Origin of the sequence: Salmonella sp. SA14318, from assembly GCF_029866905.1 — a bacterium.
Taxonomy (GTDB): Bacteria; Pseudomonadota; Gammaproteobacteria; order Enterobacterales; family Enterobacteriaceae; genus Salmonella; species Salmonella enterica.
This window is the reverse complement of the sequence record NZ_CP123282.1, coordinates 4,286,356-4,310,301: the sequence shown is the minus strand read 5'-3', so window position 1 is coordinate 4,310,301 and position 23,946 is coordinate 4,286,356. Positions and strand designations below refer to the sequence as shown.

At 49.6% G+C, this 23,946-nt stretch carries 24 protein-coding genes; 19 read left to right on the top strand and 5 right to left on the bottom strand.

Annotation, left to right across the window (positions count from 1 at the left end; genetic code table 11):
• The first annotated feature begins 52 nt into the window (after nt 1-52).
• From QEN32_RS20505 to QEN32_RS20485, 5 genes are all read left to right on the top strand, one after another.
• Nucleotides 53-421 (top strand): diacylglycerol kinase, encoded by a 369-nt coding sequence (locus tag QEN32_RS20505; RefSeq protein ID WP_000002900.1) that lies wholly within the window; start codon nt 53-55, stop codon nt 419-421.
• A 108-nt stretch (nt 422-529) separates the two neighbouring features.
• Nucleotides 530-1,138, top strand: coding sequence for a transcriptional repressor LexA (lexA, locus tag QEN32_RS20500; protein WP_000646079.1), 609 nt, complete (start codon nt 530-532; stop codon nt 1,136-1,138).
• A 178-nt stretch (nt 1,139-1,316) separates the two neighbouring features.
• Nucleotides 1,317-2,642: an MATE family efflux transporter DinF gene (gene dinF / locus QEN32_RS20495; protein ID WP_001128112.1), complete on the top strand. Its 1,326-nt coding sequence runs from the start codon at nt 1,317-1,319 to the stop codon at nt 2,640-2,642.
• Nucleotides 2,639-2,752 (top strand): hypothetical protein, encoded by a 114-nt coding sequence (locus tag QEN32_RS20490; RefSeq protein ID WP_001575282.1) that lies wholly within the window; start codon nt 2,639-2,641, stop codon nt 2,750-2,752. Before dinF ends, QEN32_RS20490 begins: the two co-directional genes overlap by 4 nt.
• Nucleotides 2,753-2,773: 21 nt before the next feature.
• Complete coding sequence (locus QEN32_RS20485) at nt 2,774-2,983, top strand: CsbD family protein (RefSeq protein WP_001030592.1); 210 nt, start codon at nt 2,774-2,776, stop codon at nt 2,981-2,983.
• A 99-nt stretch (nt 2,984-3,082) separates the two neighbouring features.
• On the opposite strand, the gene zur is transcribed toward QEN32_RS20485, so the two are convergent.
• Nucleotides 3,083-3,598 (bottom strand): zinc uptake transcriptional repressor Zur, encoded by a 516-nt coding sequence (gene zur, locus QEN32_RS20480; RefSeq protein WP_000416271.1) that lies wholly within the window; start codon nt 3,596-3,598, stop codon nt 3,083-3,085.
• Between the two features lie 246 nt (nt 3,599-3,844).
• Between zur and QEN32_RS20475 the strand changes: the two genes are divergently transcribed.
• The 3 genes from QEN32_RS20475 to pspG all read left to right on the top strand — a co-directional run bounded on the left by QEN32_RS20475 (nt 3,845) and on the right by pspG (nt 6,651).
• The gene (locus QEN32_RS20475; RefSeq protein ID WP_001039337.1) at nt 3,845-5,155 is read left to right on the top strand and encodes a conjugal transfer protein TraF; all 1,311 of its coding nucleotides are present in this window, start codon (nt 3,845-3,847) and stop codon (nt 5,153-5,155) included.
• Between the two features lie 87 nt (nt 5,156-5,242).
• Nucleotides 5,243-6,241: a tRNA dihydrouridine(20/20a) synthase DusA gene (gene dusA, locus QEN32_RS20470; protein WP_001182233.1), complete on the top strand. Its 999-nt coding sequence runs from the start codon at nt 5,243-5,245 to the stop codon at nt 6,239-6,241.
• A gap of 167 nt (nt 6,242-6,408) precedes the next feature.
• Nucleotides 6,409-6,651: an envelope stress response protein PspG gene (gene pspG, locus QEN32_RS20465; protein ID WP_000891414.1), complete on the top strand. Its 243-nt coding sequence runs from the start codon at nt 6,409-6,411 to the stop codon at nt 6,649-6,651.
• 174 nt (nt 6,652-6,825) lie between these two features.
• On the opposite strand, the gene QEN32_RS20460 is transcribed toward pspG, so the two are convergent.
• Nucleotides 6,826-7,809 carry a quinone oxidoreductase gene (locus tag QEN32_RS20460; protein WP_265322064.1) on the bottom strand — a complete coding sequence of 328 codons (984 nt, stop codon included), beginning with the start codon at nt 7,807-7,809 and terminating at the stop codon, nt 6,826-6,828.
• A 64-nt stretch (nt 7,810-7,873) separates the two neighbouring features.
• Here QEN32_RS20460 and dnaB point away from each other — a divergent pair, with 64 nt between their 5' ends.
• The 6 genes from dnaB to QEN32_RS20430 all read left to right on the top strand — a co-directional run bounded on the left by dnaB (nt 7,874) and on the right by QEN32_RS20430 (nt 13,583).
• Nucleotides 7,874-9,289: a replicative DNA helicase gene (dnaB, locus tag QEN32_RS20455; RefSeq protein WP_000918353.1), complete on the top strand. Its 1,416-nt coding sequence runs from the start codon at nt 7,874-7,876 to the stop codon at nt 9,287-9,289.
• Nucleotides 9,290-9,320: 31 nt separating this feature from the next.
• Nucleotides 9,321-10,400 (top strand): alanine racemase, encoded by a 1,080-nt coding sequence (alr, locus tag QEN32_RS20450; protein WP_001147297.1) that lies wholly within the window; start codon nt 9,321-9,323, stop codon nt 10,398-10,400.
• Between the two features lie 185 nt (nt 10,401-10,585).
• Entirely contained in the window at nt 10,586-11,779 is a 1,194-nt protein-coding gene (tyrB, locus tag QEN32_RS20445; RefSeq protein WP_265322063.1) for an aromatic amino acid transaminase, read from the top strand.
• A gap of 186 nt (nt 11,780-11,965) precedes the next feature.
• Entirely contained in the window at nt 11,966-12,679 is a 714-nt protein-coding gene (aphA, locus tag QEN32_RS20440; RefSeq protein WP_000724435.1) for an acid phosphatase AphA, read from the top strand.
• Nucleotides 12,680-12,807: 128 nt separating this feature from the next.
• Nucleotides 12,808-13,224: a secondary thiamine-phosphate synthase enzyme YjbQ gene (locus QEN32_RS20435; RefSeq protein ID WP_000270392.1), complete on the top strand. Its 417-nt coding sequence runs from the start codon at nt 12,808-12,810 to the stop codon at nt 13,222-13,224.
• A 2-nt stretch (nt 13,225-13,226) separates the two neighbouring features.
• On the top strand, nt 13,227-13,583 hold the full coding sequence (locus QEN32_RS20430) for an MmcQ/YjbR family DNA-binding protein (protein WP_000155665.1): 357 nt from the start codon (nt 13,227-13,229) through the stop codon (nt 13,581-13,583).
• Here QEN32_RS20430 and QEN32_RS20425 read toward each other — a convergent pair whose 3' ends face one another.
• From QEN32_RS20425 to uvrA, 3 genes are all read right to left on the bottom strand, one after another.
• A complete protein-coding gene (locus QEN32_RS20425) occupies nt 13,584-13,922 on the bottom strand; it encodes a hypothetical protein (protein WP_097363029.1) in 339 nt (112 codons plus the stop codon).
• Nucleotides 13,909-14,364 carry a hypothetical protein gene (locus QEN32_RS20420; protein WP_265322062.1) on the bottom strand — a complete coding sequence of 152 codons (456 nt, stop codon included), beginning with the start codon at nt 14,362-14,364 and terminating at the stop codon, nt 13,909-13,911. Before QEN32_RS20420 ends, QEN32_RS20425 begins: the two co-directional genes overlap by 14 nt.
• Nucleotides 14,365-14,495: 131 nt before the next feature.
• Entirely contained in the window at nt 14,496-17,321 is a 2,826-nt protein-coding gene (gene uvrA / locus QEN32_RS20415; RefSeq protein ID WP_000357725.1) for an excinuclease ABC subunit UvrA, read from the bottom strand.
• 247 nt (nt 17,322-17,568) lie between these two features.
• On the opposite strand from uvrA, the gene ssb1 reads away from it, so the two are divergent.
• The 5 genes from ssb1 to siiD all read left to right on the top strand — a co-directional run bounded on the left by ssb1 (nt 17,569) and on the right by siiD (nt 23,933).
• On the top strand, nt 17,569-18,099 hold the full coding sequence (gene ssb1 / locus QEN32_RS20410; RefSeq protein ID WP_000168322.1) for a single-stranded DNA-binding protein SSB1: 531 nt from the start codon (nt 17,569-17,571) through the stop codon (nt 18,097-18,099).
• A gap of 1,233 nt (nt 18,100-19,332) precedes the next feature.
• Complete coding sequence (gene siiA / locus QEN32_RS20405; protein WP_000389245.1) at nt 19,333-19,965, top strand: SPI-4 type I secretion system auxiliary protein SiiA; 633 nt, start codon at nt 19,333-19,335, stop codon at nt 19,963-19,965.
• Entirely contained in the window at nt 19,962-21,350 is a 1,389-nt protein-coding gene (locus tag QEN32_RS20400; protein WP_265322061.1) for a MotA/TolQ/ExbB proton channel family protein, read from the top strand. Before siiA ends, QEN32_RS20400 begins: the two co-directional genes overlap by 4 nt.
• Nucleotides 21,340-22,659: an SPI-4 type I secretion system protein SiiC gene (gene siiC, locus QEN32_RS20395; protein WP_001541306.1), complete on the top strand. Its 1,320-nt coding sequence runs from the start codon at nt 21,340-21,342 to the stop codon at nt 22,657-22,659. Before QEN32_RS20400 ends, siiC begins: the two co-directional genes overlap by 11 nt.
• The gene (siiD, locus tag QEN32_RS20390) at nt 22,656-23,933 is read left to right on the top strand and encodes an SPI-4 type I secretion system protein SiiD (protein ID WP_001081933.1); all 1,278 of its coding nucleotides are present in this window, start codon (nt 22,656-22,658) and stop codon (nt 23,931-23,933) included. Before siiC ends, siiD begins: the two co-directional genes overlap by 4 nt.
• Nucleotides 23,934-23,946 lie beyond the last annotated feature (13 nt).

Here is a 23,946-nt window from a genome sequence, read left to right as displayed (position 1 = left end):
CAGGGCAACCGTATAATGTCATTGACGTTAATAATGTAAAAAGGTTCTTTTGATGGCCAATAATACCACTGGATTCACCAGAATTATCAAAGCGGCAGGATATTCCTGGAAAGGATTTCGCGCCGCATGGACTCACGAAGCGGCGTTTCGCCAGGAAAGTATCGCGGTATTGCTGGGCGTCATCATCGCCTGCTGGCTGGATGTGGATGCGATTACCCGTGTGTTATTGATAGGTTCCGTTTTACTTATCATGATTGTTGAAATCCTCAACAGCGCTATTGAAGCGGTCGTTGACCGCATCGGTTCTGAATACCATGAGCTTTCCGGCCGTGCGAAAGATATGGGATCGGCTGCGGTGCTACTGTCTATTTTCGTTGCCCTGATGACCTGGGGCATCCTGTTATGGTCACATTTTCGATAAAGGTTCCAAATTTTATAAATCTCTTGTTTTTTGCGCCGTTTGTGGTTCCAAAATCACCTTTAACTGTATATACTCACAGCATGACTGTATATACACCCAGGGGGCGGAATGAAAGCGTTAACGGCCAGGCAACAAGAGGTGTTTGATCTCATCCGGGATCACATCAGCCAGACAGGTATGCCACCGACGCGTGCGGAAATCGCGCAGCGTTTGGGGTTCCGTTCCCCAAACGCGGCGGAAGAACACCTTAAAGCGCTGGCGCGCAAAGGGGTGCTTGAAATCGTTTCCGGCGCATCGCGAGGTATCCGTCTGTTACAGGAAGAAGAGGACGGATTACCGCTTGTCGGGCGTGTCGCGGCGGGTGAACCGCTTCTGGCGCAGCAGCATATTGAAGGCCATTACCAGGTCGATCCTTCGCTGTTCAAACCCAGCGCCGATTTCCTGCTGCGCGTGAGCGGTATGTCGATGAAAGACATCGGTATTATGGATGGGGATTTGCTGGCGGTACATAAAACGCAGGACGTCCGTAATGGCCAGGTGGTTGTCGCTCGCATTGACGATGAAGTGACAGTAAAACGCCTGAAAAAGCAGGGCAATAAAGTGGAGCTGCTGCCGGAAAACAGCGAGTTTACACCGATAGTGGTGGATCTGCGCGAACAAAGCTTTACGATTGAAGGGCTGGCGGTAGGCGTCATTCGCAACGGGGAATGGTTGTAATCTCTTTTTCATTTCCTTGTAAGCCGTCATCCGGCAATCGTGCAGCCTGATGGCGCTGCGCTTATCAGGCCTACGGGAATGCAGTTCCTGAGATGATTAATTTGTAGGCCGGATAAGGCGTTACGCCGCCATCCGGCAATGCGCTCGTTTCGTTTAACTCCTTGTCAGGCTTTTCTCCATGCCGCTTTTTACCTCCTCTGATAAAGCTCTCTGGCGTCTCGCGCTGCCGATGATTTTTTCTAACATCACCGTCCCCTTGCTGGGGCTGGTCGATACGGCGGTGATTGGTCATCTGGATAGCCCGGTTTTCCTGGGCGGCGTGGCGGTGGGCGCGACTGCCACCAGCTTTCTTTTCATGCTGCTGCTATTTCTACGTATGAGCACCACCGGCCTAACGGCGCAGGCATTTGGCGCCAAAAATCCGCAGGCGTTAGCCCGGGCGCTCATTCAACCGTTATTGCTGGCACTGGGCGCAGGCGTGATGATTGTGCTATTTCGCACGCCGCTTATCGAGCTGGCTTTACATATTGTCGGCGGGAACGACGCTGTCCTGGTGCAAGCGAGACGCTTCCTTGAAATTCGTTGGCTAAGCGCTCCCGCGTCACTGGCGAATCTGGTGCTGCTCGGTTGGCTGTTAGGCGTTCAGTATGCGCGGGCGCCGGTTATCTTGTTGGTCGTGGGCAATATTCTCAACATCGCGCTCGACCTGTGGCTGGTGATGGGACTTCATATGAACGTGCAGGGCGCCGCCCTGGCGACGGTCATCGCAGAATATGCCACGTTACTGATCGGCTTTATGATGGTACGTAAAGTTCTCCATCTCCGCGGTGTGTCGCTGGATATGCTAAAACAGGCCTGGCGCGGCAACGTGCGCCGCCTTTTAGCGCTCAATCGCGATATCATGCTGCGCTCATTGCTCCTTCAGCTTTGTTTTGGCGCAATCACGGTGTCAGGCGCGCGGCTGGGCAGCGATATTATCGCGGTAAATGCAGTCCTGATGACCTTACTCACCTTTACGGCCTATGCGCTGGACGGTTTTGCTTATGCGGTGGAGGCGCACTCCGGTCAGGCTTACGGCGCGCGTGACGGTAGCAAGCTACTGGACGTCTGGCGAGCGGCGTGTCGTCAGTCAGGAATTGTGGCCTTGTTGTTTTCCACAGTCTATGCCCTGGCAGGCGAACATATTGTTGCGTTACTGACCTCATTGCCGCAAATACAGCTACTGGCGGATCGGTATCTTATCTGGCAGGTGGTATTACCGCTGGTGGGCGTATGGTGCTATCTGCTCGATGGTATGTTTATTGGCGCGACGCGCGCTGCCGAAATGCGCAATAGCATGGCTGTCGCCGCGGGAGGATTCGCGCTGACGCTCTTCGCCCTGCCGGTATTAGGAAATCATGGTTTATGGCTGGCATTAACCGTGTTCCTGGCGCTTCGCGGTCTGTCGTTGAGCCTTATCTGGCGTCGTCACTGGCGCGAGGGTACATGGTTTGCCAGATCGTGACGGTTAAAAATTCTGAATATAAAACCGAAGGCCGAATTCCTGCCTACAATTATTATCACGTCCAGCAGAAATTGCAGTGCATTTGGGCGAATAACACCTGCTATTCCTAACCGAATGATGAGGACAAGATGATGAATAAAGACGAAGCCGGCGGTAACTGGAAACAGTTTAAAGGTAAAATGAAAGAACAATGGGGTAAACTGACCGATGACGATATGACCGTTATCGAAGGTAAACGCGACCAACTGGTAGGTAAAATCCAGGAGCGTTACGGTTACCAGAAAGATCAGGCGGAAAAAGAGGTTGTTGACTGGGAAACCCGTAACAACTATCGCTGGTAATATGTTTTCCCCTACCAGGAGTACATGGATGTGCTTCCCACTGTTTGCTTATGAATGCGGGCGTGCCCCTCTCTACTGCCGCCCGTTTTTCCGTTCAGGCTAACGCGGTTTTTTCTTCACCAGCACCGAGTGGTCGTGACCACAGTCGCCCGGATGGCGACACGCTTCCACTTCTACGCACGCAGGGCACAGACCGTGCGCCTCAATAACGTTATGTCGTAGCGCAAATCCCATTTTAGCCGCCAGCGTATGCATGATGTCTTCCACGCCCTCGGCACACTCTTCCTTCACCACGCCACAACGATCGCAGATAAACATGGCCGAGCTGTGCGTCGGCTGGTCGAACAGGTGGCAAACCACATAACTATTGGTGGATTCCACTTTATGGACAAAACCCTGTTCGAGCAAAAAATCCAGCGCGCGGTAAATGGTGGGCGGTTTGGCCTGTGGTTCCGTTTCGCGCAGCAAATCGAGCAAATCGTATGCGCTGATGGCACCTTGTTGCAGACTCATCAGGCGCAGCACTTCGAGGCGCTGAGGCGTCAGGCGCACGTTGCGCTGCGCGCAGAGTTTTTCAGCTTGCGCCAGTAACTCTTGCGTTGTGGTCTTTTCCATGTAGCACCTCGAATGGCATGAAAGTCTAATCCGTTACTTTACCACGAGCTGCTTAAAACTCTGAAATTACCCCGCGACAATATATCGCCTGCTAAGCTTTTCCGCGCCAGTATTCTCATCTATACCTAATGAGGGTCGATATTATAACAACAGGATTTAACATCACTATTTCACAGCAATAGTTCGCCTCTGTCCGGTAAAGCGTGGCGGAGGGATTACTTCACCTGATAATAAGATGGGCTAACTGTGAACAAAAACGTCAAACTTTCACTGATTGCTATCGCGGTCTCGCTTTTTATGGCAAAGCAGGCGAGCGCCGCCAATACCTGGACGGAAGCGCGTAATGACGCAATGGGCGGGACGGGCGTTGCGTCCGCGAATTATGGCAGCGGAGTACTGTTAAATCCGGCGTTACTGGCAAAAGCCAAACCGGAAGACAATATCACTGTTGTCCTTCCTGCGGTCGGCGTCCAGATTACGGATAAAGACAATCTCCAGGATGAAATTGACGATATCAGCGATAAAGTGGATTACTACGATGAGGTCGTCGATAACCTTACGCTGGGGCAAATTCTGCTCAATCCGCGAGGCGTGCTGAATCAATTTCAGGGCGCCGCGCGCGACCTGGCCGATGAGCTGGAATATCTCAACGGAAAAACCGCCCGCGCCAATGCCGGCGCCGGGTTGGCGGTAAGTATTCCAGGGCAAACGCTTTCCGTGGCGTTTATCGCCAAAGGTTATGCGCATGGGCGCGTGAGTTCGTCCATTGATCAGAACGATATTCAGTATCTGCGCGATATCCAGCATGATGAACGTGTCGCGCTTCGTGAAGCAGGACGCGCTGCTTTGCTGGGGTCTGACGAAATTACAAAGCATTTAAACTCTACCGCGTCGGGGCGGGTAGCGATTGTATCTGACTACGGTATTGCGCTGGCGAAGCAGTTTGTGGTGGGCGAGGTGCCTGTTTCCATTGGCGTTACGCCAAAACTGCAAAAAACCTGGCTCTATAACTACACCACCTCAATTTATAACTACGACAGTAGCGACTGGAATAGCAGCCGTTATCGCAATGACGATACGGGTTTTAACATTGATGCGGGGCTTGCTGCCGATATCGGTGAAAACTGGACGTTGGGGCTGAGCGGGCAAAATCTGGTATCTCGCGATATCGATACGAAAGATATTTACATCACTAATGGTATGACGGGAGAAACCACCAACTACAAAGATACATACCAAATCCGCCCCCTGGTTACCGCGGGCGTCGCATGGCATAACGATTTGCTGACCGTAAGCGCCGATGGCGATCTGACGGAAACGAAAGGCTTTAAGAGCGAAGACAATTCACAGTACGTGGGTGTCGGCGCTGAAGTTCGACCGTTGTCATGGCTGGCGGTGCGCGCAGGGTATCGTGCGGATGTGAAAAATAACGATAGCAATGTGGTTACCGGCGGTCTTGGCTTTGCGCCCTTTAACCGCGTGCATCTCGACTTAATGGGACTGTACGGCGAAGATGAAACCTGGGGGGCTGGCGCGCAGCTTACGATGACATTCTGAGGCGTTTTCACCGGAGGCGCTACGCCTCCGGTTTAGCGTTATGCTATAGTGACGCCCCTTTTTTAACCGGATGCTTATTTATTCGCCATGCAGCCTGAAACCCAGTCCTCCGCTTTACCTGCTTATCGCTTCTCCATCGCGCCTATGCTCGACTGGACGGACAGACATTGCCGCTATTTCCTGCGTTTGCTGTCTCGTCAGACGCTGCTCTACACCGAAATGGTGACCACGGGCGCGATTATTCACGGTAAGGGTGACTATCTGGCTTATAGCGAAGAAGAGCATCCGGTCGCTCTACAGCTTGGTGGAAGCGATCCGGCTCAGCTTGCGCATTGTGCAAAGCTGGCGGAAGCGCGTGGCTACGATGAAATTAACCTCAACGTGGGGTGCCCTTCCGATCGCGTACAAAACGGTATGTTTGGCGCCTGTTTGATGGGCAATGCGCAACTGGTCGCCGATTGTGTTAAAGCCATGCGTGATGTCGTCTCGATTCCGGTGACGGTAAAAACCCGCATTGGTATTGACGATCAGGACAGCTATGCGTTTCTGTGTGATTTCATCAATACGGTTTCCGGTCAGGGCGAATGCGAGATGTTTATTATCCATGCGCGCAAAGCCTGGCTTTCTGGCTTAAGCCCGAAAGAAAATCGTGAGATCCCGCCGCTGGATTACCCGCGCGTCTATCAGCTAAAGCGGGATTTTCCGCACCTGACCATGTCCATTAACGGCGGCATCAAATCGCTGGAAGAGGCGAAGGAGCACCTGCGCCATATGGATGGCGTCATGGTTGGCCGCGAAGCTTATCAGAATCCGGGTATACTGGCCGCGGTGGATCGGGAGATCTTTGGCGCCGATACCACCGATGCCGACCCGGTTGCGGTGGTTCGCGCGATGTATCCCTATATTGAGCGTGAATTGAGCCAGGGAGCGTATCTGGGGCATATCACTCGCCATATGCTGGGGTTGTTCCAGGGCATTCCCGGCGCGCGACAGTGGCGTCGCTATCTGAGCGAAAACGCCCATAAAGCTGGCGCGGATGTTGCTGTACTGGAGCAGGCGCTAAAACTGGTAGCAGACAAGCGTTAAAAGTTCGCCAACAATTAGTCAATCTCACCACGATCTGTGCAGTCTTGCAGGGCGTTTTCTTTATATATCAAAAACATAAATATTGGCATGATTTTTGTAATAGCTTACCTGACCAGACCCGGTAAGCGTCGTGCCGCCGGGCAATGCCATCTTTATGGGGAACGACTATGCTGGAACTACTTTTTGTGCTTGGCTTTTTTCTGATGTTAATGGTGACGGGCGTCTCCTTGCTGGGCATTCTGGCCGCGCTGGTTGTAGCGACTGCCGTCATGTTCCTGGGCGGAATGTTCGCCCTGATGATCAAGCTGTTACCGTGGCTACTGCTGGCGGTGGCTGTGGTGTGGGTGATCAAAGCAGTAAAAACGCCAAAAATCCCACAGTATCAGCGCAATAACCGTCGGTTTTACTAAGGTATTGAGCGGTTCGTCACAACCTGGAACTTTGCCCTCACAGGCAAATAGGAATCGATTATTAAATCTGTCATGATTGCGCAGGTAACGAATTCATCGCGCTGTACCCTACATACAGCCGAACAAAAAAAGAAAGGGCTTCCCGGGTGGAAGCCCAATTTCTTTGCAGAGCTATTACGGAATCAGCAGGTTTGAGCCCTGTGTGGCCCGGCTTTCCAGCACCTCATGCGCGCGACGGGCATCTTTTAACGCATAGCGTTGATTTTCAGCCACATCAACTTTAATCACGCCGCTGGCGATCAATGAGAACAATTCATTGCTGGCTTCGGTCAGTTCTTCACGTGTCGTAATATACCCCTGTAGTGAAGGTCGCGTGGCATACAGGGAACCTTTCTGATTCAGAATACCTAAATTCACGCCGGTGACGGGGCCGGACGCATTGCCGAAACTGACCATCAGTCCCCGACGTTGCAGGCAGTCCAGTGAGGCTTCCCAGGTATCTTTCCCCACGGAGTCATAGACCACGCGGACTTTTTTGCCGCCGGTGATCTCTTTTACCCGTTCGACAATACTCTCCTCACGGTAATTAATTACCTGCCAGGCACCGGCGTCCAGCGCCCGCTGCGCTTTTTGCGCGCTACCGACGGTACCGATAAGCTTCGCGCCCAGCGCTTTCGCCCACTGGCAGGCGATCAGACCGACGCCGCCCGCAGCGGCATGAAACAGGAAGGGTTCGTCGGGTTTCACTTCATAGGTTTTGCGCAACAGGTAAAAAACGGTCAACCCCTTGAGAAAAGAGGCTGCCGCCTGTTCGAAGGAAATGGCGTCAGGTAAAATCGCGGCTTTATCTGCGGGGACGTTATGGACGGAACTGTAAGCGCCGAGCGTTGACTGCGCGTAGACGACGCGATCGCCCACGCGAATGTGCTCCACGCCGTTGCCGACTTTACTGACCACACCCGCAGCTTCGGTTCCCAGGCCCGCAGGCAACGACGGGGGCGGATAGAGTCCGCTACGGATATAGGTGTCGATGAAGTTGATACCAATGGCTTTGTTCTCAACCTGGATTTCGTGTTCCGCCGGTTCCGCTGGCGTAAACTCCACGGTCTGAAGCACTTCCGGACCACCATGCTTGTGAAATTCAATACGCGTTGCCATGCTTCCTCCAAAAGAAATGTGGTAATCTTTCGACCCAATCACTATCTCGGTAACTCCATTCACTATGGCAGGAAATAAACCCTTCAACAAACCACAGACTGATGCCCGCGACCGCGATCCGCAGGTTGCCGGGATAAAAGTGCCGCCGCACTCGATTGAAGCGGAACAGTCGGTGTTGGGCGGTTTAATGCTGGATAACGAGCGCTGGGACGATGTGGCCGAGCGCGTGGTGGCGGAAGATTTCTATACCCGCCCGCATCGCCATATCTTTACGGAGATGGGGCGCTTGCAGGAAAGCGGCAGTCCTATCGACCTGATTACGCTCGCGGAATCGCTGGAGCGGCAGGGCCAACTGGACAGCGTCGGCGGTTTCGCCTATCTGGCGGAGCTGTCTAAAAACACGCCAAGCGCGGCGAATATCAGTGCTTATGCGGACATTGTGCGCGAACGCGCCGTGGTCCGCGATATGATCGCGGTGGCGCATGAAATTGCGGACGCCGGTTACGATCCACAGGGGCGCAATAGCGACGAACTGCTGGATCTGGCGGAGTCGCGCGTCTTCCAGATCGCGGAAAACCGGGCCAACAAAGACGAAGGTCCGAAAAGCATCGACCAGATCCTCGACGCTACCGTGGCGCGTATTGAGCAGTTGTTCCAGCAACCGCACGATGGCGTTACAGGCGTGGATACCGGCTATCAGGATCTCAATAAAAAGACGGCAGGGTTACAGCGTTCGGATTTGATTATCGTCGCGGCGCGTCCCTCCATGGGTAAAACCACTTTTGCGATGAACCTCTGCGAAAATGCGGCGATGTTGCAGGATAAACCGGTACTGATCTTCAGCCTGGAGATGCCCGGCGAACAGATCATGATGCGTATGCTGGCCTCGCTGTCCCGCGTCGATCAGACACGTATTCGTACCGGTCAACTCGATGATGAAGACTGGGCGCGAATCTCCGGCACGATGGGCATTCTGCTGGAAAAACGCAATATGTATATTGACGACTCCTCAGGTCTTACGCCGACAGAAGTCCGTTCGCGCGCGCGGCGTATTTTCCGCGAACATGGCGGGTTAAGTCTGATTATGATCGACTACCTGCAATTGATGCGTGTGCCGTCGCTTTCTGATAACCGTACTCTGGAAATCGCCGAAATTTCTCGCTCGTTGAAAGCGCTGGCGAAGGAGCTCCAGGTGCCGGTCGTGGCGCTATCGCAGCTTAACCGCTCCCTGGAACAACGCGCGGATAAACGTCCGGTGAACTCCGACCTGCGTGAATCCGGCTCTATTGAACAGGATGCCGACTTAATTATGTTTATCTACCGTGATGAGGTTTATCACGAGAACAGCGACTTAAAAGGCATTGCTGAAATTATTATTGGTAAGCAACGTAACGGTCCTATCGGTACGGTTCGTCTGACGTTCAATGGTCAGTGGTCGCGCTTCGATAACTATGCGGGACCGCAATACGATGATGAGTAACTCTCCGTCATTCTGTTAACAAGGAATTCAAATGCAAGCGGCAACAGTCGTCATTAACCGCCGCGCTCTGCGACACAACCTGCAACGTCTGCGTGAACTGGCGCCTGCCAGTAAGCTGGTTGCGGTGGTGAAAGCGAACGCTTATGGACACGGTCTTCTGGAGACCGCGCGAACGCTCCCTGATGCTGACGCTTTTGGCGTGGCGCGTCTTGAAGAGGCTCTACGTCTGCGAGCGGGCGGGATCACGCAGCCTATCCTGCTGCTGGAGGGTTTTTTCGACGCCGCCGATTTGCCGACCATTTCCGCGCAATGTCTGCATACCGCCGTACATAATCAAGAGCAGCTTGCCGCCCTGGAGGCGGTGGAGCTGGCGGAGCCGGTAACGGTCTGGATGAAACTGGATACCGGTATGCATCGTCTCGGCGTGCGTCCCGAAGAGGCGGAGGCGTTCTACCAGCGTCTGACGCACTGTAAAAATGTACGCCAGCCGGTGAATATCGTCAGCCATTTTGCCCGTGCGGATGAGCCGGAATGCGGCGCTACCGAACATCAGCTCGACATTTTTAATGCCTTCTGTCAGGGTAAACCCGGTCAGCGCTCTATTGCCGCGTCTGGCGGTATCCTGCTGTGGCCGCAGTCTCACTTTGACTGGGCGCGTCCGGGCATCATTTTGTATGGCGTATCGCCGCTGGAGCACAAACCCTGGGGGCCGGATTTTGGTTTTCAGCCGGTGATGTCCTTAACCTCCAGTTTGATCGCGGTGCGTGACCACAAAGCGGGCGAACCGGTGGGCTACGGCGGGACATGGGTGAGTGAGCGCGACACGCGCCTGGGCGTGGTGGCGATGGGTTATGGCGATGGCTACCCACGAGCGGCGCCTTCCGGTACGCCAGTACTGGTCAATGGTCGTGAAGTCCCGATTGTCGGGCGGGTGGCGATGGATATGATTTGCGTAGATTTGGGGCCAAACGCGCAGGATAACGCGGGCGATCCGGTGGTCTTATGGGGTGAAGGTCTGCCGGTTGAACGTATCGCTGAAATGACAAAAGTAAGTGCTTACGAACTTATCACGCGCCTGACCTCAAGGGTGGCGATGAAGTATATTGATTAAATACGCGGCGGGCCGGGTGGCGCTTGCGCTTATCCGGCTTGTATCGCGCATGGGCTGCAGGCCGGATAAGACGTTCACGCCGCTATCCGGTAATATGCGCATCCACCACAACATCCTCTCGATCTTCTCGTCCTTCCGGTTTATTGTGTTATTTCCTGCCCTCTGTAAACCTGGAGAACCATCGCGTGTTTCAAAAAGTTGACGCCTATGCCGGCGATCCGATTCTTTCACTGATGGAGCGTTTTAAAGACGACTCCCGTCACGACAAAGTAAATCTGAGCATTGGCCTGTATTACAACGAAGACGGGATTATCCCACAGCTTAAAACGGTGGCCGAAGCCGAAGCCCGGCTTAACGCGCAGCCGCATGGCGCTTCGCTGTACCTGCCGATGGAAGGACTCAATACTTATCGCCATACTATCGCGCCTTTGCTCTTTGGCGCCGATCACCCGGTTCTTCAGCAACAGCGCGTGGCCACTATCCAGACATTAGGCGGCTCCGGCGCGCTGAAAGTAGGCGCGGATTTCCTGAAGCGTTATTTCCCCGACGCAGGCGTATGGGTGAGCGACCCCACCTGGGAAAACCATATTGCGATATTTGCCGGGGCAGGATTCGAAGTGAGTACTTACCCCTGGTATGACGACGCGACTAACGGCATCCGTTTTAACGATCTGCTGGCCACGCTGAATACGTTACCTGCGCGCAGTATCGTGCTGCTGCACCCCTGTTGTCACAACCCGACCGGGGCGGATTTAACGCCTTCGCAATGGGATGCGGTGATTGAGATAGTGAAAGCGCGCGATCTGATTCCGTTCCTTGATATTGCCTATCAGGGGTTTGGCGCAGGCATGGACGAGGATGCTTACGCTATTCGCGCCATTGCCAGCGCCGGGTTACCTGCGTTAGTCAGTAACTCTTTTTCGAAGATTTTCTCGCTGTACGGCGAGCGCGTCGGCGGCCTGTCCGTGGTGTGTGAAGATGCCGAAATCGCCGCGCGGGTTCTGGGACAGCTAAAAGCGACGGTGCGCCGAATTTACTCCAGTCCGCCGTGTTTCGGCGCTCAGGTGGTCGCTACGGTCCTGGGCGATGAGGCGTTAAAAGCGGGCTGGCTGGCGGAAGTCGACGCGATGCGTAACCGCATTATATCGATGCGCCAGACGCTGGTGAAGGAGCTGAAGGCGGAGATGCCTGACCGCAACTTTGATTACTTGTTACAGCAGCGCGGTATGTTCAGCTATACCGGGTTAAGCAAGGAGCAGGTCGAGCGGTTGCGCGATGAGTTTGGCGTTTACCTGATTGCCAGTGGCCGCATGTGTGTCGCCGGGCTTAATACTTCAAATGTACACCGCGTGGCGAAGGCATTTGCCGCTGTCATGTAATATTCAGGCCGGACGGCGATAACAGTGCCCTCCGGCCTGACAATAGCTGTTGTGATCATCCTCTTTTTTCGTAACAAAACCGCAGATAATCCTTCCTTTTGACCGTTACTGGCGTTATGGTCAGATAGTTTTTTGAGCAAAGACTCATCTTAATAATTATAATATTTTGAATTTTAAGGGAAAAGTATGAAAAAAATAACCCTGGCGCTGAGTGCCGTCTGTTTGTTGTTTACGCTAAACCATTCCGCGAATGCGTTAGTATCTTCCCCTTCGACGCTCAATCCGGGCACTAACGTTGCAAAACTCGCGGAACAAGCGCCTGTCCATTGGGTCTCTGTCGCCCAGATTGAAAACAGCCTCACCGGACGCCCGCCGATGGCGGTCGGCTTTGATATTGACGACACCGTGTTATTTTCCAGCCCCGGATTCTGGCGCGGAAAGAAAACCTACTCCCCGGACAGCGACGATTATCTGAAAAATCCGGCCTTTTGGGAAAAAATGAACAACGGCTGGGATGAGTTCAGTATTCCAAAAGAAGTGGCCCGACAGCTCATTGATATGCATGTTCGCCGTGGCGACAGTATTTACTTTGTCACTGGTCGTAGTCAGACGAAAACGGAAACCGTGTCGAAAACGCTGGCGGATAACTTCCATATTCCGGCGGCGAATATGAATCCGGTGATTTTCGCCGGCGATAAACCGGAACAAAATACGAAAGTACAGTGGCTGCAGGAGAAGAACATGCGTATCTTCTACGGCGATTCGGATAACGATATTACCGCGGCTCGTGATTGTGGTATCCGTGGTATTCGCATCCTGCGCGCGGCTAACTCCACCTACAAACCGCTGCCGCAGGCAGGAGCGTTTGGCGAGGAAGTCATTGTCAACTCGGAGTACTAAAAATCAGGAGAGCGTCAGGCTCTCCTTTTTTGCATGATTTTTGCACAAACTTGCCCCGCTGGCTTTTACCTTTTCCAGACTTGCTGCACACTATTCAGGAGACGTTTGTTTTTAGGAAGGAGCAGCCTATGTGGTATCAGCGCACCATTACACTGAGCGAGAAGCCGCGCGGGTTTCATCTGATAACAGATGAAATTATCGATAAATTGTCTGGCTTACCGCCTGTCGAAACGGGTTTGCTGCATCTGTTGTTGCTACATACCTCGGCCTCGCTGACGCTAAACGAAAACTGCGATCCCACCGTGCGCGCTGATATGGAGCGCCATTTCCTGAAAACCGTTCCCGATAATGCGGCGTATGAACATGATTACGAAGGCGCGGATGACATGCCTTCGCATATTAAGTCGTCAGTATTGGGCGTCTCGTTGCTGCTGCCTGTACGCCAGGGGCGTTTACAGTTAGGAACATGGCAAGGTATCTGGTTGGGAGAGCACCGTATTCACGGCGGTCCACGTAAAATCATCGCGACACTACAAGGGGAATGATAATGACCATTTCGGAATTACTGCAATACTGCATGGCAAAACCTGGCGCAGAGCAGAGCGTCCACAGCGACTGGAAAGCGACGCAAATTAAAGTGGAAGATGTACTTTTCGCGATGGTAAAAGAAGTTGAAGGACGCCCGGCAGCCTCTCTCAAAACCAGCCCGGAACTGGCAGAGTTGTTACGTCAGCAGCACAGCGATGTACGACCGAGTCGGCACCTTAATAAAGCGCACTGGAGCACGGTCTATCTGGACGGATCGCTGCCGGATTCACAACTCTATTATCTGGTCGATGCCTCTTATCAACAGGCGGTAAATGCGCTGCCGGAAGATAAACGCAAGCAGTTGCCGCAGTCCTGATTATAGCGCGCCGACCAACAACGCCAGGGCGATATCAATGAGGCGGATGACCGTAGACCGGATACGGCTGCCGAGGGCGATTTGCGCATTATTGGCGCGTAGCCTGGCGAGGTCCCGCTGTCCTTCCAGCAGAATAATCATATCGTCGTCGTCCAGCCAGCCGCGAGCATGTTCCTGAAGCGCGCGGGCGATAAACGCGGCGGACTCGCGTATACCGTCGTCGCTGTCTTCTCTTGCCTGCTTATACGCCTGGATAAACTCGGCAATCGCCGAGGACGCTACAGGGTGTTCGGCCTGGGCGGTGGTCATCAGGTAATGTATTTCGTTAATAGACGCCATTTTCATCTCCCTGAGTGCAGCGAGCGCCCCAATGCAGACACTCACCCTGTATGGCTAATTTCCAGACCTGATTATTTTGCTGTTGGTATCTCTCTGCCTGGATGTGAGTAAGTGGTTGCTTACGTTGCATAACCCGCGCATAAAGACGCAAATAGTGATTTTTCAGCAGCGCCAGATTTTCGAGTCGGTGTTTATCCCCACCTCGACGGGCGACCCGCTCAGCCTGAAAAAATGTCTGGCGGATATCGCGGTCATCCTTGAGCAGTGTCTCTTTTTGCCACGGTATTCGCGCCGCGTCCTGCAGGAAGCGGGTTGAGCGCGCTTGTAATAGCGTCAGTTGTTGAAAAGCCACGGCGCTAAAGCGGGCAGGCAGCGTACAGGCGGATAAAAACAGGCACAGCAGTAGTGTGATTGCGTAGGGCAACTTCATGGTGTTTTCCATAACAGACCGTTTGCGCTATCACATGTCAGAGCGAGGCGGCACGCAAATCACAAATGCTCAACACGGAGACAATGAGGTGGGATGAGGAAAAATGATGCCGCTTCCCGGCGAATCGGAAAGCGGCGTGAAGGTTATTTGAGCATAGGTTTAAGGAAGCGGGCGGTATGCGACGCCTCGCACTCCGCCACGGTTTCCGGCGTACCGGAGACGAGAATTTCGCCGCCGCCGCTGCCGCCTTCCGGGCCGAGGTCGACAATCCAGTCCGCCGTTTTAATGACGTCCAGGTTGTGTTCGATCACCACGATGGTGTTGCCCTGATCGCGCAACTGATGCAGAACGTCAAGCAACTGCTGAATATCGGCAAAGTGCAGGCCGGTGGTTGGCTCGTCGAGAATATACAGCGTCTGCCCGGTGCCGCGCTTCGACAGTTCGCGCGCCAGCTTCACGCGCTGGGCCTCGCCGCCGGAAAGCGTCGTCGCCGACTGACCAAGACGGATATAGGTCAGCCCCACGTCCATCAGCGTCTGCAGCTTACGCGCCAGCGCCGGAACCGCATCAAAGAACTCACGCGCTTCTTCAATGGTCATATCCAGCACTTCGTGGATGGTCTTGCCTTTGTACTTAATCTCCAGCGTTTCCCGGTTATAGCGCTTGCCTTTGCACTGGTCGCACGGCACGTAAATATCCGGCAGAAAGTGCATTTCGACTTTAATGACGCCATCGCCCTGGCACGCTTCGCAGCGACCGCCGCGCACGTTGAAGCTGAATCGCCCTGGCGTATAGCCGCGCGAGCGAGACTCCGGCACGCCAGCAAAAAGCTCGCGAACCGGGGTAAAGACACCCGTATAGGTCGCCGGGTTGGAACGCGGGGTGCGCCCGATCGGGCTCTGGTCGATATCGATCACTTTATCGAAATGTTCCAGCCCCTGAATATCCCGATACGGCGCCGGTTCGGCGATAGTCGCCCCGTTTAACTGACGCTGGGCGATGGGGAACAGCGTGTCGTTAATCAGCGTCGATTTACCGGAACCCGAGACGCCGGTGATACAGGTAAACAGCCCTACCGGTAGCGTAAGGGTCACATCTTTCAGGTTGTTGCCGCGCGCGCCGGTGAGTTTGAGCACTTTTTCTGGATTTGCCGGCACACGTTGTTTCGGCACTTCAATTTTGCGTTTACCGCTCATGTACTGGCCGGTCAGCGATTCCGGTACCGCCATAATGGCTTCCAGCGGGCCTTCCGCCACCACCTCGCCGCCGTGAACGCCCGCGCCGGGGCCAATATCAATCACATGGTCGGCGGCGCGGATGGCGTCTTCATCGTGTTCCACCACAATCACGGTATTGCCAAGATTGCGCAGATGAATCAGCGTACCCAGCAGCCGTTCGTTATCGCGCTGGTGCAGACCGATGGACGGTTCATCCAGCACATACATCACGCCGACTAACCCGGCGCCTATCTGGCTCGCCAGACGAATACGCTGGGCTTCGCCGCCGGAAAGCGTCTCTGCCGAGCGGGAGAGCGTGAGATAGTTCAGGCCGACGTTCACCAGAAACTTGAGGCGATCGCCGATCTCTTTTAGCACTTTTTCGGCGATTTTCGCCCGTTGCCCGGAAAGCTTGAGATTAGTGAAAAAATCCATCGCATGGCCAATGCTCATATCGGAAATAGCAGGCAGCGGCGTATTTTCCACAAATACATGGCGCGCTTCGCGATTCAGTCGCGTTCCTTCACAGCTGGCGCAGGGGCGATTACTGATGAATTTCGCTAGCTCTTCGCGCACCGCGCTGGATTCCGTCTCTTTATAACGGCGCTCCATATTATGCAGCACGCCTTCGAACGGATGGCGGCGCACGGAAGTATCGCCGCGATCGTTCATATATTTAAATTCAATGTTCTCTTTGCCGGAACCGTACAGCACGACTTTATGTACGTTGGCGCTGAGGCTTGCCCACGGCGCATCCACGTCGAACTTATAGTGTTCCGCCAGCGACTTGAGCATTTGAAAGTAGTAAAAATTGCGACGATCCCAACCACGAATCGCGCCGCCTGCCAGCGACAGGTCGGGATTCTGGATCACGCGGTCCGGATCGAAATATTGCTGAACGCCGAGCCCGTCACAGGTCGGGCAGGCGCCTGCCGGGTTGTTGAACGAGAACAAACGCGGTTCCAGCTCGCGCATACTGTAGCCGCAAATCGGGCAGGCAAAATTGGCGGAGAACAGAAGCTCCTCCGCTTTCTCATCGTCCATATCGGCAACAACCGCCGTGCCGCCGGATAATTCCAGCGCCGTTTCGAACGACTCCGCCAGGCGTTGGGAAAGATCGTTGCGAACTTTGAAGCGATCGATCACCACCTCAATGGTATGTTTCTTTTGTAGCTCCAGCTTCGGCGGATCGGAGAGATCGCAGACTTCGCCGTCAATACGGGCGCGAATGTAACCCTGGCTTGCCAGATTTTCCAGCGTTTTGGTGTGTTCGCCTTTACGCTCTTTAATAATCGGCGCCAGCAGCATCAGACGTTTGCCTTCCGGCTGTGACAGCACGTTATCGACCATCTGGCTAACGGTTTGCGCCGCCAGCGGCACGTCATGATCCGGACAACGCGGCTCGCCCACGCGGGCAAACAGCAGGCGCAGGTAGTCGTGGATCTCGGTAATAGTACCCACCGTAGAGCGCGGGTTGTGCGATGTCGATTTCTGTTCAATTGAGATCGCGGGCGATAGCCCTTCAATATGGTCGACATCCGGTTTTTCCATGAGCGACAAAAACTGCCGCGCGTAAGCGGAGAGCGATTCAACGTAACGACGCTGCCCTTCGGCATACAGAGTGTCGAAAGCCAGTGAGGATTTGCCTGAACCCGAAAGCCCGGTCACGACAATCAGTTTGTCGCGGGGGATGACGAGGTTAATATTTTTGAGATTATGGGTGCGGGCGCCCCGAACTTCGATCTTATCCATTCACCTTTCCCGGTAGAGACTCGGATGCCTGGTTTGTTTGAAGGACAAACGGCAGAAACGGCTAATTATGACACAATTTAACCTGTTTGAATATACAGTATTGGAATGCATCTTCAGCTAAAGTATGCAACAATATGAGGTTCGCGCGAGTGACCTGGAACCTGCATCGCAGCTATTAAAATGCTACGTGGAAATGGTACACTCACGCGTTTACACTATTTATGAAACGTATTCAGGAGACTCAATTATGGCCAGCAGAGGCGTAAACAAGGTGATTCTCGTTGGTAATCTGGGCCAGGACCCGGAAGTACGCTATATGCCGAGTGGCGGCGCTGTCGCCAACTTAACGCTGGCTACTTCTGAATCCTGGCGCGATAAGCAGACCGGCGAAATGAAAGAGCAGACTGAATGGCACCGGGTGGTGATGTTCGGCAAACTGGCGGAAGTGGCCGGCGAATATCTGCGTAAAGGTTCTCAGGTGTATATCGAAGGTCAATTGCGTACCCGCAAGTGGACCGATCAGAGTGGCCAGGAACGCTATACGACTGAAATTAACGTTCCGCAGATCGGCGGCGTGATGCAGATGCTGGGTGGTCGCCAGGGCGGCGGCGCGCCGGCAGGCGGTCAGCAGCAGGGGGGTTGGGGTCAGCCGCAACAACCTCAGCAGCCGCAGGGCGGTAACCAGTTCAGCGGCGGCGCGCAGTCGCGTCCACAGCAATCCGCGCCAGCGCCGTCTAACGAACCGCCAATGGATTTTGACGACGACATTCCGTTCTGATTTTTGGTAAAAAACTCAAAGCGTTATTTGCATTTTCGCTATAGTTCTCGTCTGCTGAAATGCCTGGTGTAAACCAGGCATTTTCTTACCTGGTATTATTGTCTTAGAGCCTATCCCTGCAGCCAGTTTGGACACGGACAGCGCGCAAAAACCGGAGCGTACACGTAGTACGTGAAGTTTGACTCGCTACGCTCGCCCTTCGGGCCGCCGCAAGCGGCGTTCAAAACGCTAACGCGTTTTGGCGAGCACTGCCCAGGTCCAAAATGGCAAGTAAAATAGCCCTAATGGGATAGGCTCTTAGTATCCCTTTCAAAAAAGAGAAGCGCATATCTTACGGAAAAATGTCGCTTATCGCCTCTGGCCGACTCGCCTCGGCACATCATTATCCAGCCGAAGTTCATAAATGTACTGCAATAACCCGGATTGTCTTAAATATGAAAGAGAAAACTCATCTGCAAAATATATAATTTATAGCCATTTTTTGACAACAAAAAGATATTATAAAATAACGTTAGAGAATGGTCGGTATTATCAATAGTTAATTAAATGTTTGCTTTGGCTTGTGATGAGCTCAAATATGATATGTGCATCTTGCTTTATTTTTAATTGCTGAAGATAAAGTTGTTACTTATAGCTGGCTTTATATAAAAAATGGTTTTATTTGTGTGTGTTTTTACGCAATTCTGATTTTTTACTCCCCACTTATTATATTTTTAATGATTTAAGTTATATTGAAGTCCCTATGACCCTATGTTTTAATTGTGAAAATTAATTTTATCCTCTGGAGGCAAATTTATTAAATACGTATGGTTATAACGCGTATTAAAAAGAAATATGTCCTTAAAATGATTTAGAGTTTCAATGATTAGCTAACAAATCTATTTATCGGCGGGTGGTTTTAATTTGCTGATGACTATTTTTTATTTATGAGTTGAGAGCTTATGCGATACCTATTATTGGGGAAGATATAGTTAGTGCAATAATTGATGTCTACCTAATTAAAAAATGAAGAGTGTTTTTAATTAAAGCACTCATCTTTGTTGTGGGCGCATAAAAATGGCGTCGTTGTTTTTATTTTTCTGATTACGAGATGTAAGAAAACTGAACTCTATAAAGCGTATTGGTAGCAGGAAGCCAAGGGCGGTAGCGTTCACTTTCTGAATAAGTTGAGCATCCATTATCCTTTCTAATCCACAAAAACATTTTATTCACAATGTAATATCAGGAGACAACATGGAAGACGAAAGTAATCCGTGGCCTAGTTTTGTTGATACATTCTCTACGGTATTGTGCATTTTTATATTTCTTATGTTGGTGTTTGCACTTAATAATATGATTATTATGTATGACAACTCAATTAAAGTTTATAAAGCAAATATAGAGAGTAAGACTAAATCTACTGCTCAAAATAGCGGAGCCAATGACAATTCAAATGCTAATGAAATAATTAATAAGGAAGTGAATACCCAAGATATGTCGGACGGAATGACTACAATGTCAGGTAAGGAGGTTGGAGTATACGATATCGCCGATGGTCAGAAAACTGATATAACGTCTACAAAAAATGAGCTTGTTATTACGTATCATGGCAGGCTGAGAAGCTTTTCAGAAGAGGACACTCATAAAATAAAGGCTTGGTTAGAAGACAAAATCAATAGTAATTTATTGATAGAAATGGTTATTCCTCAGGCAGACATCTCTTTCTCTGACTCTTTACGACTGGGATATGAACGGGGAATTATTTTAATGAAAGAGATTAAGAAGATATATCCTGATGTAGTTATTGACATGAGTGTTAACTCCGCAGCATCAAGTACAACAAGTAAAGCTATTATCACGACTATTAATAAAAAGGTGTCAGAGTGAAATATATAAATCATTACCGCTATTTCTTTGTCTGTTTTTTCCTTGCCATACTCCCTTTTTTCGCTTTATCTTTTCCCGGTATAAGAGAGTATGTTTTTGATAACTTCATGGTTTCTGCAATTTACAATGGAGTCATTATTGCCATTTATATTACAGGTTCTTTGTGTGCATTATTCACTATTCTTAAAAATATTTCAGCAAAAGACATATTAATAGCTCAGGACGCCAGTAGAAAAAATAGCATTCTTTCTAACCTCAATCAGGTTTTGTTTGCCGGGGAACCCAAACAGTGTGATTTCAATTTGCTGATGGAATTAGATGACAATGTGTCTACCGCCCGTAATCAACGATTGTCATTTATTATGAGCTGTAGCAATGTGTCGACGCTTGTTGGCCTGTTGGGGACGTTTGCAGGTCTGTCTATTACGATTGGTTCAATCGGGAACTTATTGAGCTCGCCATCAGATGTTGGCGGTGATAATGCAAGTAATACACTCAATATGATCGTGACAATGGTAGCGTCGCTTTCTGAACCATTGAAAGGGATGAATACCGCATTTGTATCTTCTATCTATGGTGTTGTTTGCGCCATACTCCTGACCTCACAAAGTGTTTTTGTTCGCAGCTCCTATTCCCTTGTTTCTACGGAAATCAAAAAATTAAAAATCATAAGCAACAGATCCAATAATAAACAGCGAAGCCTGCGGGTTGAATCAGAGACGCTTGTAGAATTTAAAGAGTTGTTTAAAGCGTTTTTTGATAACTACCTGACAGTTGAAAACTTACGGACGCAGGATGAAGAAAAGAAACGAGAGATGCTATCAGATAGCTTTGTCACTTTGCAAAACCGACTATTGGATAATTCAGCAAAACTGGAACAACTTTCTACGCTGATTGATGGTTATCTGGTAAGCAGTAACGAAAATCTCAAAAAATTATCTGACGGTGTAATAACAATTACCTCTCGTTTATCTGAAGGTAATATCCTGCTTGCTGATAATAATGCACGACTGGAGGCAATGAGTACAATACAAAATATTATAGATAAAAAGAATGATTCAATAATGGCATCAGTTGATAAATGTTATCAGGAATCACTTTCACATGGTAAGACCATAAACGATATTGCCGCTGGCAGTGCCGATATTTCTCATACTCTCGATGGGCTGAGAAAAGAAATGGATCAGGATATGAATAATGTTCATTTAGCGCTATCCGATCTATCGGCTACTGATAAAAAGATTATTGCCAATACTAAAGAGATTAGTGCTGAAATGGTTAGCTACCGTGATACCTATATGCCATTAATGGAAAAAATAACATCTATGCATCAGGAAATAGTAAAGCAACGTTTGTTAAACAAGGAGGAAAAAAATGAAGATTAAGATGTTTTTTCTGACGACTGCTTTTATTACACAAAGCACATACGCCAGCGAGCTTCCGGTCATTCCTCTAAGAGATTTAGTTAATGCCGCATTAACGCATCAGCCCTCTGTTGCTGTTTCATATTATGAGACTGAAAAGAAAAACAGTGACTTAGATCTTTCACGGGCAGCACTTTATCCTACCCTGGATCTAACATCTGGCCTTAATAATAACAGGAAAGAGTCATCAGGTACCGAGAGGAACGTTGAAAATAAGGTGTCTTTATCATACCGAATAACGGATTTTGGAGTGAGGGGGGCTAATATCAGGAAATCTGAATATGAAAGAGATAATAGTAAAACTGACTATGAAAAAACAAAGAATATAGTGTCTCAGGAGGTTGTGACAACCTATTACAACATCAGTAAATATCGTGAAATGATTGATGGCGTAAATCTGGAGAAAGAGTTTTATAAAAAGATGCTGGAAACTTTTTCGCTGCTGGTATCTTCCGGTGTAGCTATGCAATCTGATATGCGTAAAGTACAAGTATCTATCGATGCATTAAATACCAGAAGCATTATGTATCAGTCGATGTTGGATGATGAAATGTATAAAATGCAGAATATGACTGGTCTGAATTTATCGCCAGTTCAGATTCAAAGCGATGAAAAATTCAACCTCTTCAAAAAATATATCTTTGTCGAAAGCCCTGAAAAACTTATGGACATGGTGATGAAATACAACGATGACTATAAGATGCTTGTCAATACCCGAAAAGCCGCGACCGAAGATATTAATGCCGCAAAATCATCCTATTTTCCGACTGTAGATCTCGTGTCCAGCTATGTACAGAATAACCCGAGCGGTAGTGCTAAAAAAAGTGATTATGAAGATGAATTTAAAACAGGTATCAATGTCAGTTTCAACATTTTTAATGGGTTCAGAAATTCAGCCCAGGAAAGAAAAATGGTGGCAAGTTACTCGCAGGCTAAGCTGCAAATTGACGATTTTTTGATTAAAACGCGTTATAACATTGATTCACAACTTTCAAGATACGCCGCTGCAAAAGAGACTTACTCAGTGGCGGAACGTTCACATACAAACGCGTTACAGCTTACTGAATTATATGAGCAGGAGTTTCAGTTAGGGCAAAAAAGTTTGCTTGATTTAATTTCAAGCCGTAATGAAGCATTTCAGGCATATGTAAGCATGATCGACAGCAAATATAGCCTGTATATTTTAAAGTTACAGCAACTCTCATTGATTTTTCATTTAATGGATTATTTAAAAGGAAATACTGAAAGTGAGTTAAATGTAATGAAATGAATAGAAGACAAAGCGATCATCTCATGATGATAATTATTTCTTTGACGATCTTAATTATTATCCTTACCTACTTTATAGAAATTAATTCAGTGGTTCATGGTCAGGGCGTTATCACCACTAAAGATAATGCTCAGTTAATATCTCTTTCTAAAGGAGGGACGATACAAGATATTTATGTGGCCGAGGGTGATACTGTAAAAAAAGGAGAACTCCTTGCAAAGGTCGTTAACCTTGATCTGCAAAAAGAATATCAAAGGTATAGAACTCAAAAAGGGTATCTGGATAAAGATGTTAACGAAATATCTTTCATTCTTGATAAAGAAAATGAGAGTGGATTGATTACCCTGGATGGCACCCGTTCTTTAAGCAATAAAGAGGTAAAAGCGAATATTGAATTAGTGCATAGTCAGATAAGAGCTAAAGACTTAAAAAAAACCTCTCTTGATTCTGAGATTAGCGGATTACAAGAGAAGCTGAGTTCGAAAGAAAAAGAACTTGCATTGCTTGCCGAAGAAATAAATATTCTTTCTCCACTGGTAAAAAAAGGAATTAGCCCATATACCAATTTTCTTAACAAGAAACAGGCGTATATAAAAGTTAAGTCTGAAATTAATGATATTGAAAGTAGCATCACTTTAAAAAAAGATGATATTGAGCTGGTTGTTAATGATATTGAGGCGCTTAATAATGAATTGCGCTTATCTTTATCTAAAATAATATCTAAAAATCTTCAGGAGCTTGAGGTTGTTAACTCTACATTAAAAGTAATAGAGAAGCAGATAAATGAGGAGGATATCTATTCACCGGTTGACGGTGTAATTTATAAAATCAATAAAAGTGCCACTACTCATGGTGGTGTGATTCAGGCGGCGGACTTACTTTTTGAAATAAAACCAAAAGTAAGGACTATGCTGGCCGATGTGAAAATATTACCCAAATACCGTGACCAAATATATGTAGATGAAGCCGTTAAACTGGATGTGCAGTCAATTATCCAACCAAAGATAAAGTCGTATAATGCGACTATCGATAATATTAGTCCTGATTCCTATGAGGAAAATACCGGAGGAACAATTCAGCGTTATTATAAAGTAATTATTGCATTCGATGTTAATGAAGATGATTTACGGTGGTTAAAACCAGGTATGACTGTTGACGCCAGTGTAATTACCGGAAAACACAGCATTATGGAATACCTGTTATCTCCTTTGATGAAAGGCGTGGACAAAGCCTTTTCAGAACCAGTTAATACTAAACGATTAGATACACCTTGAGAGTGAATATAAT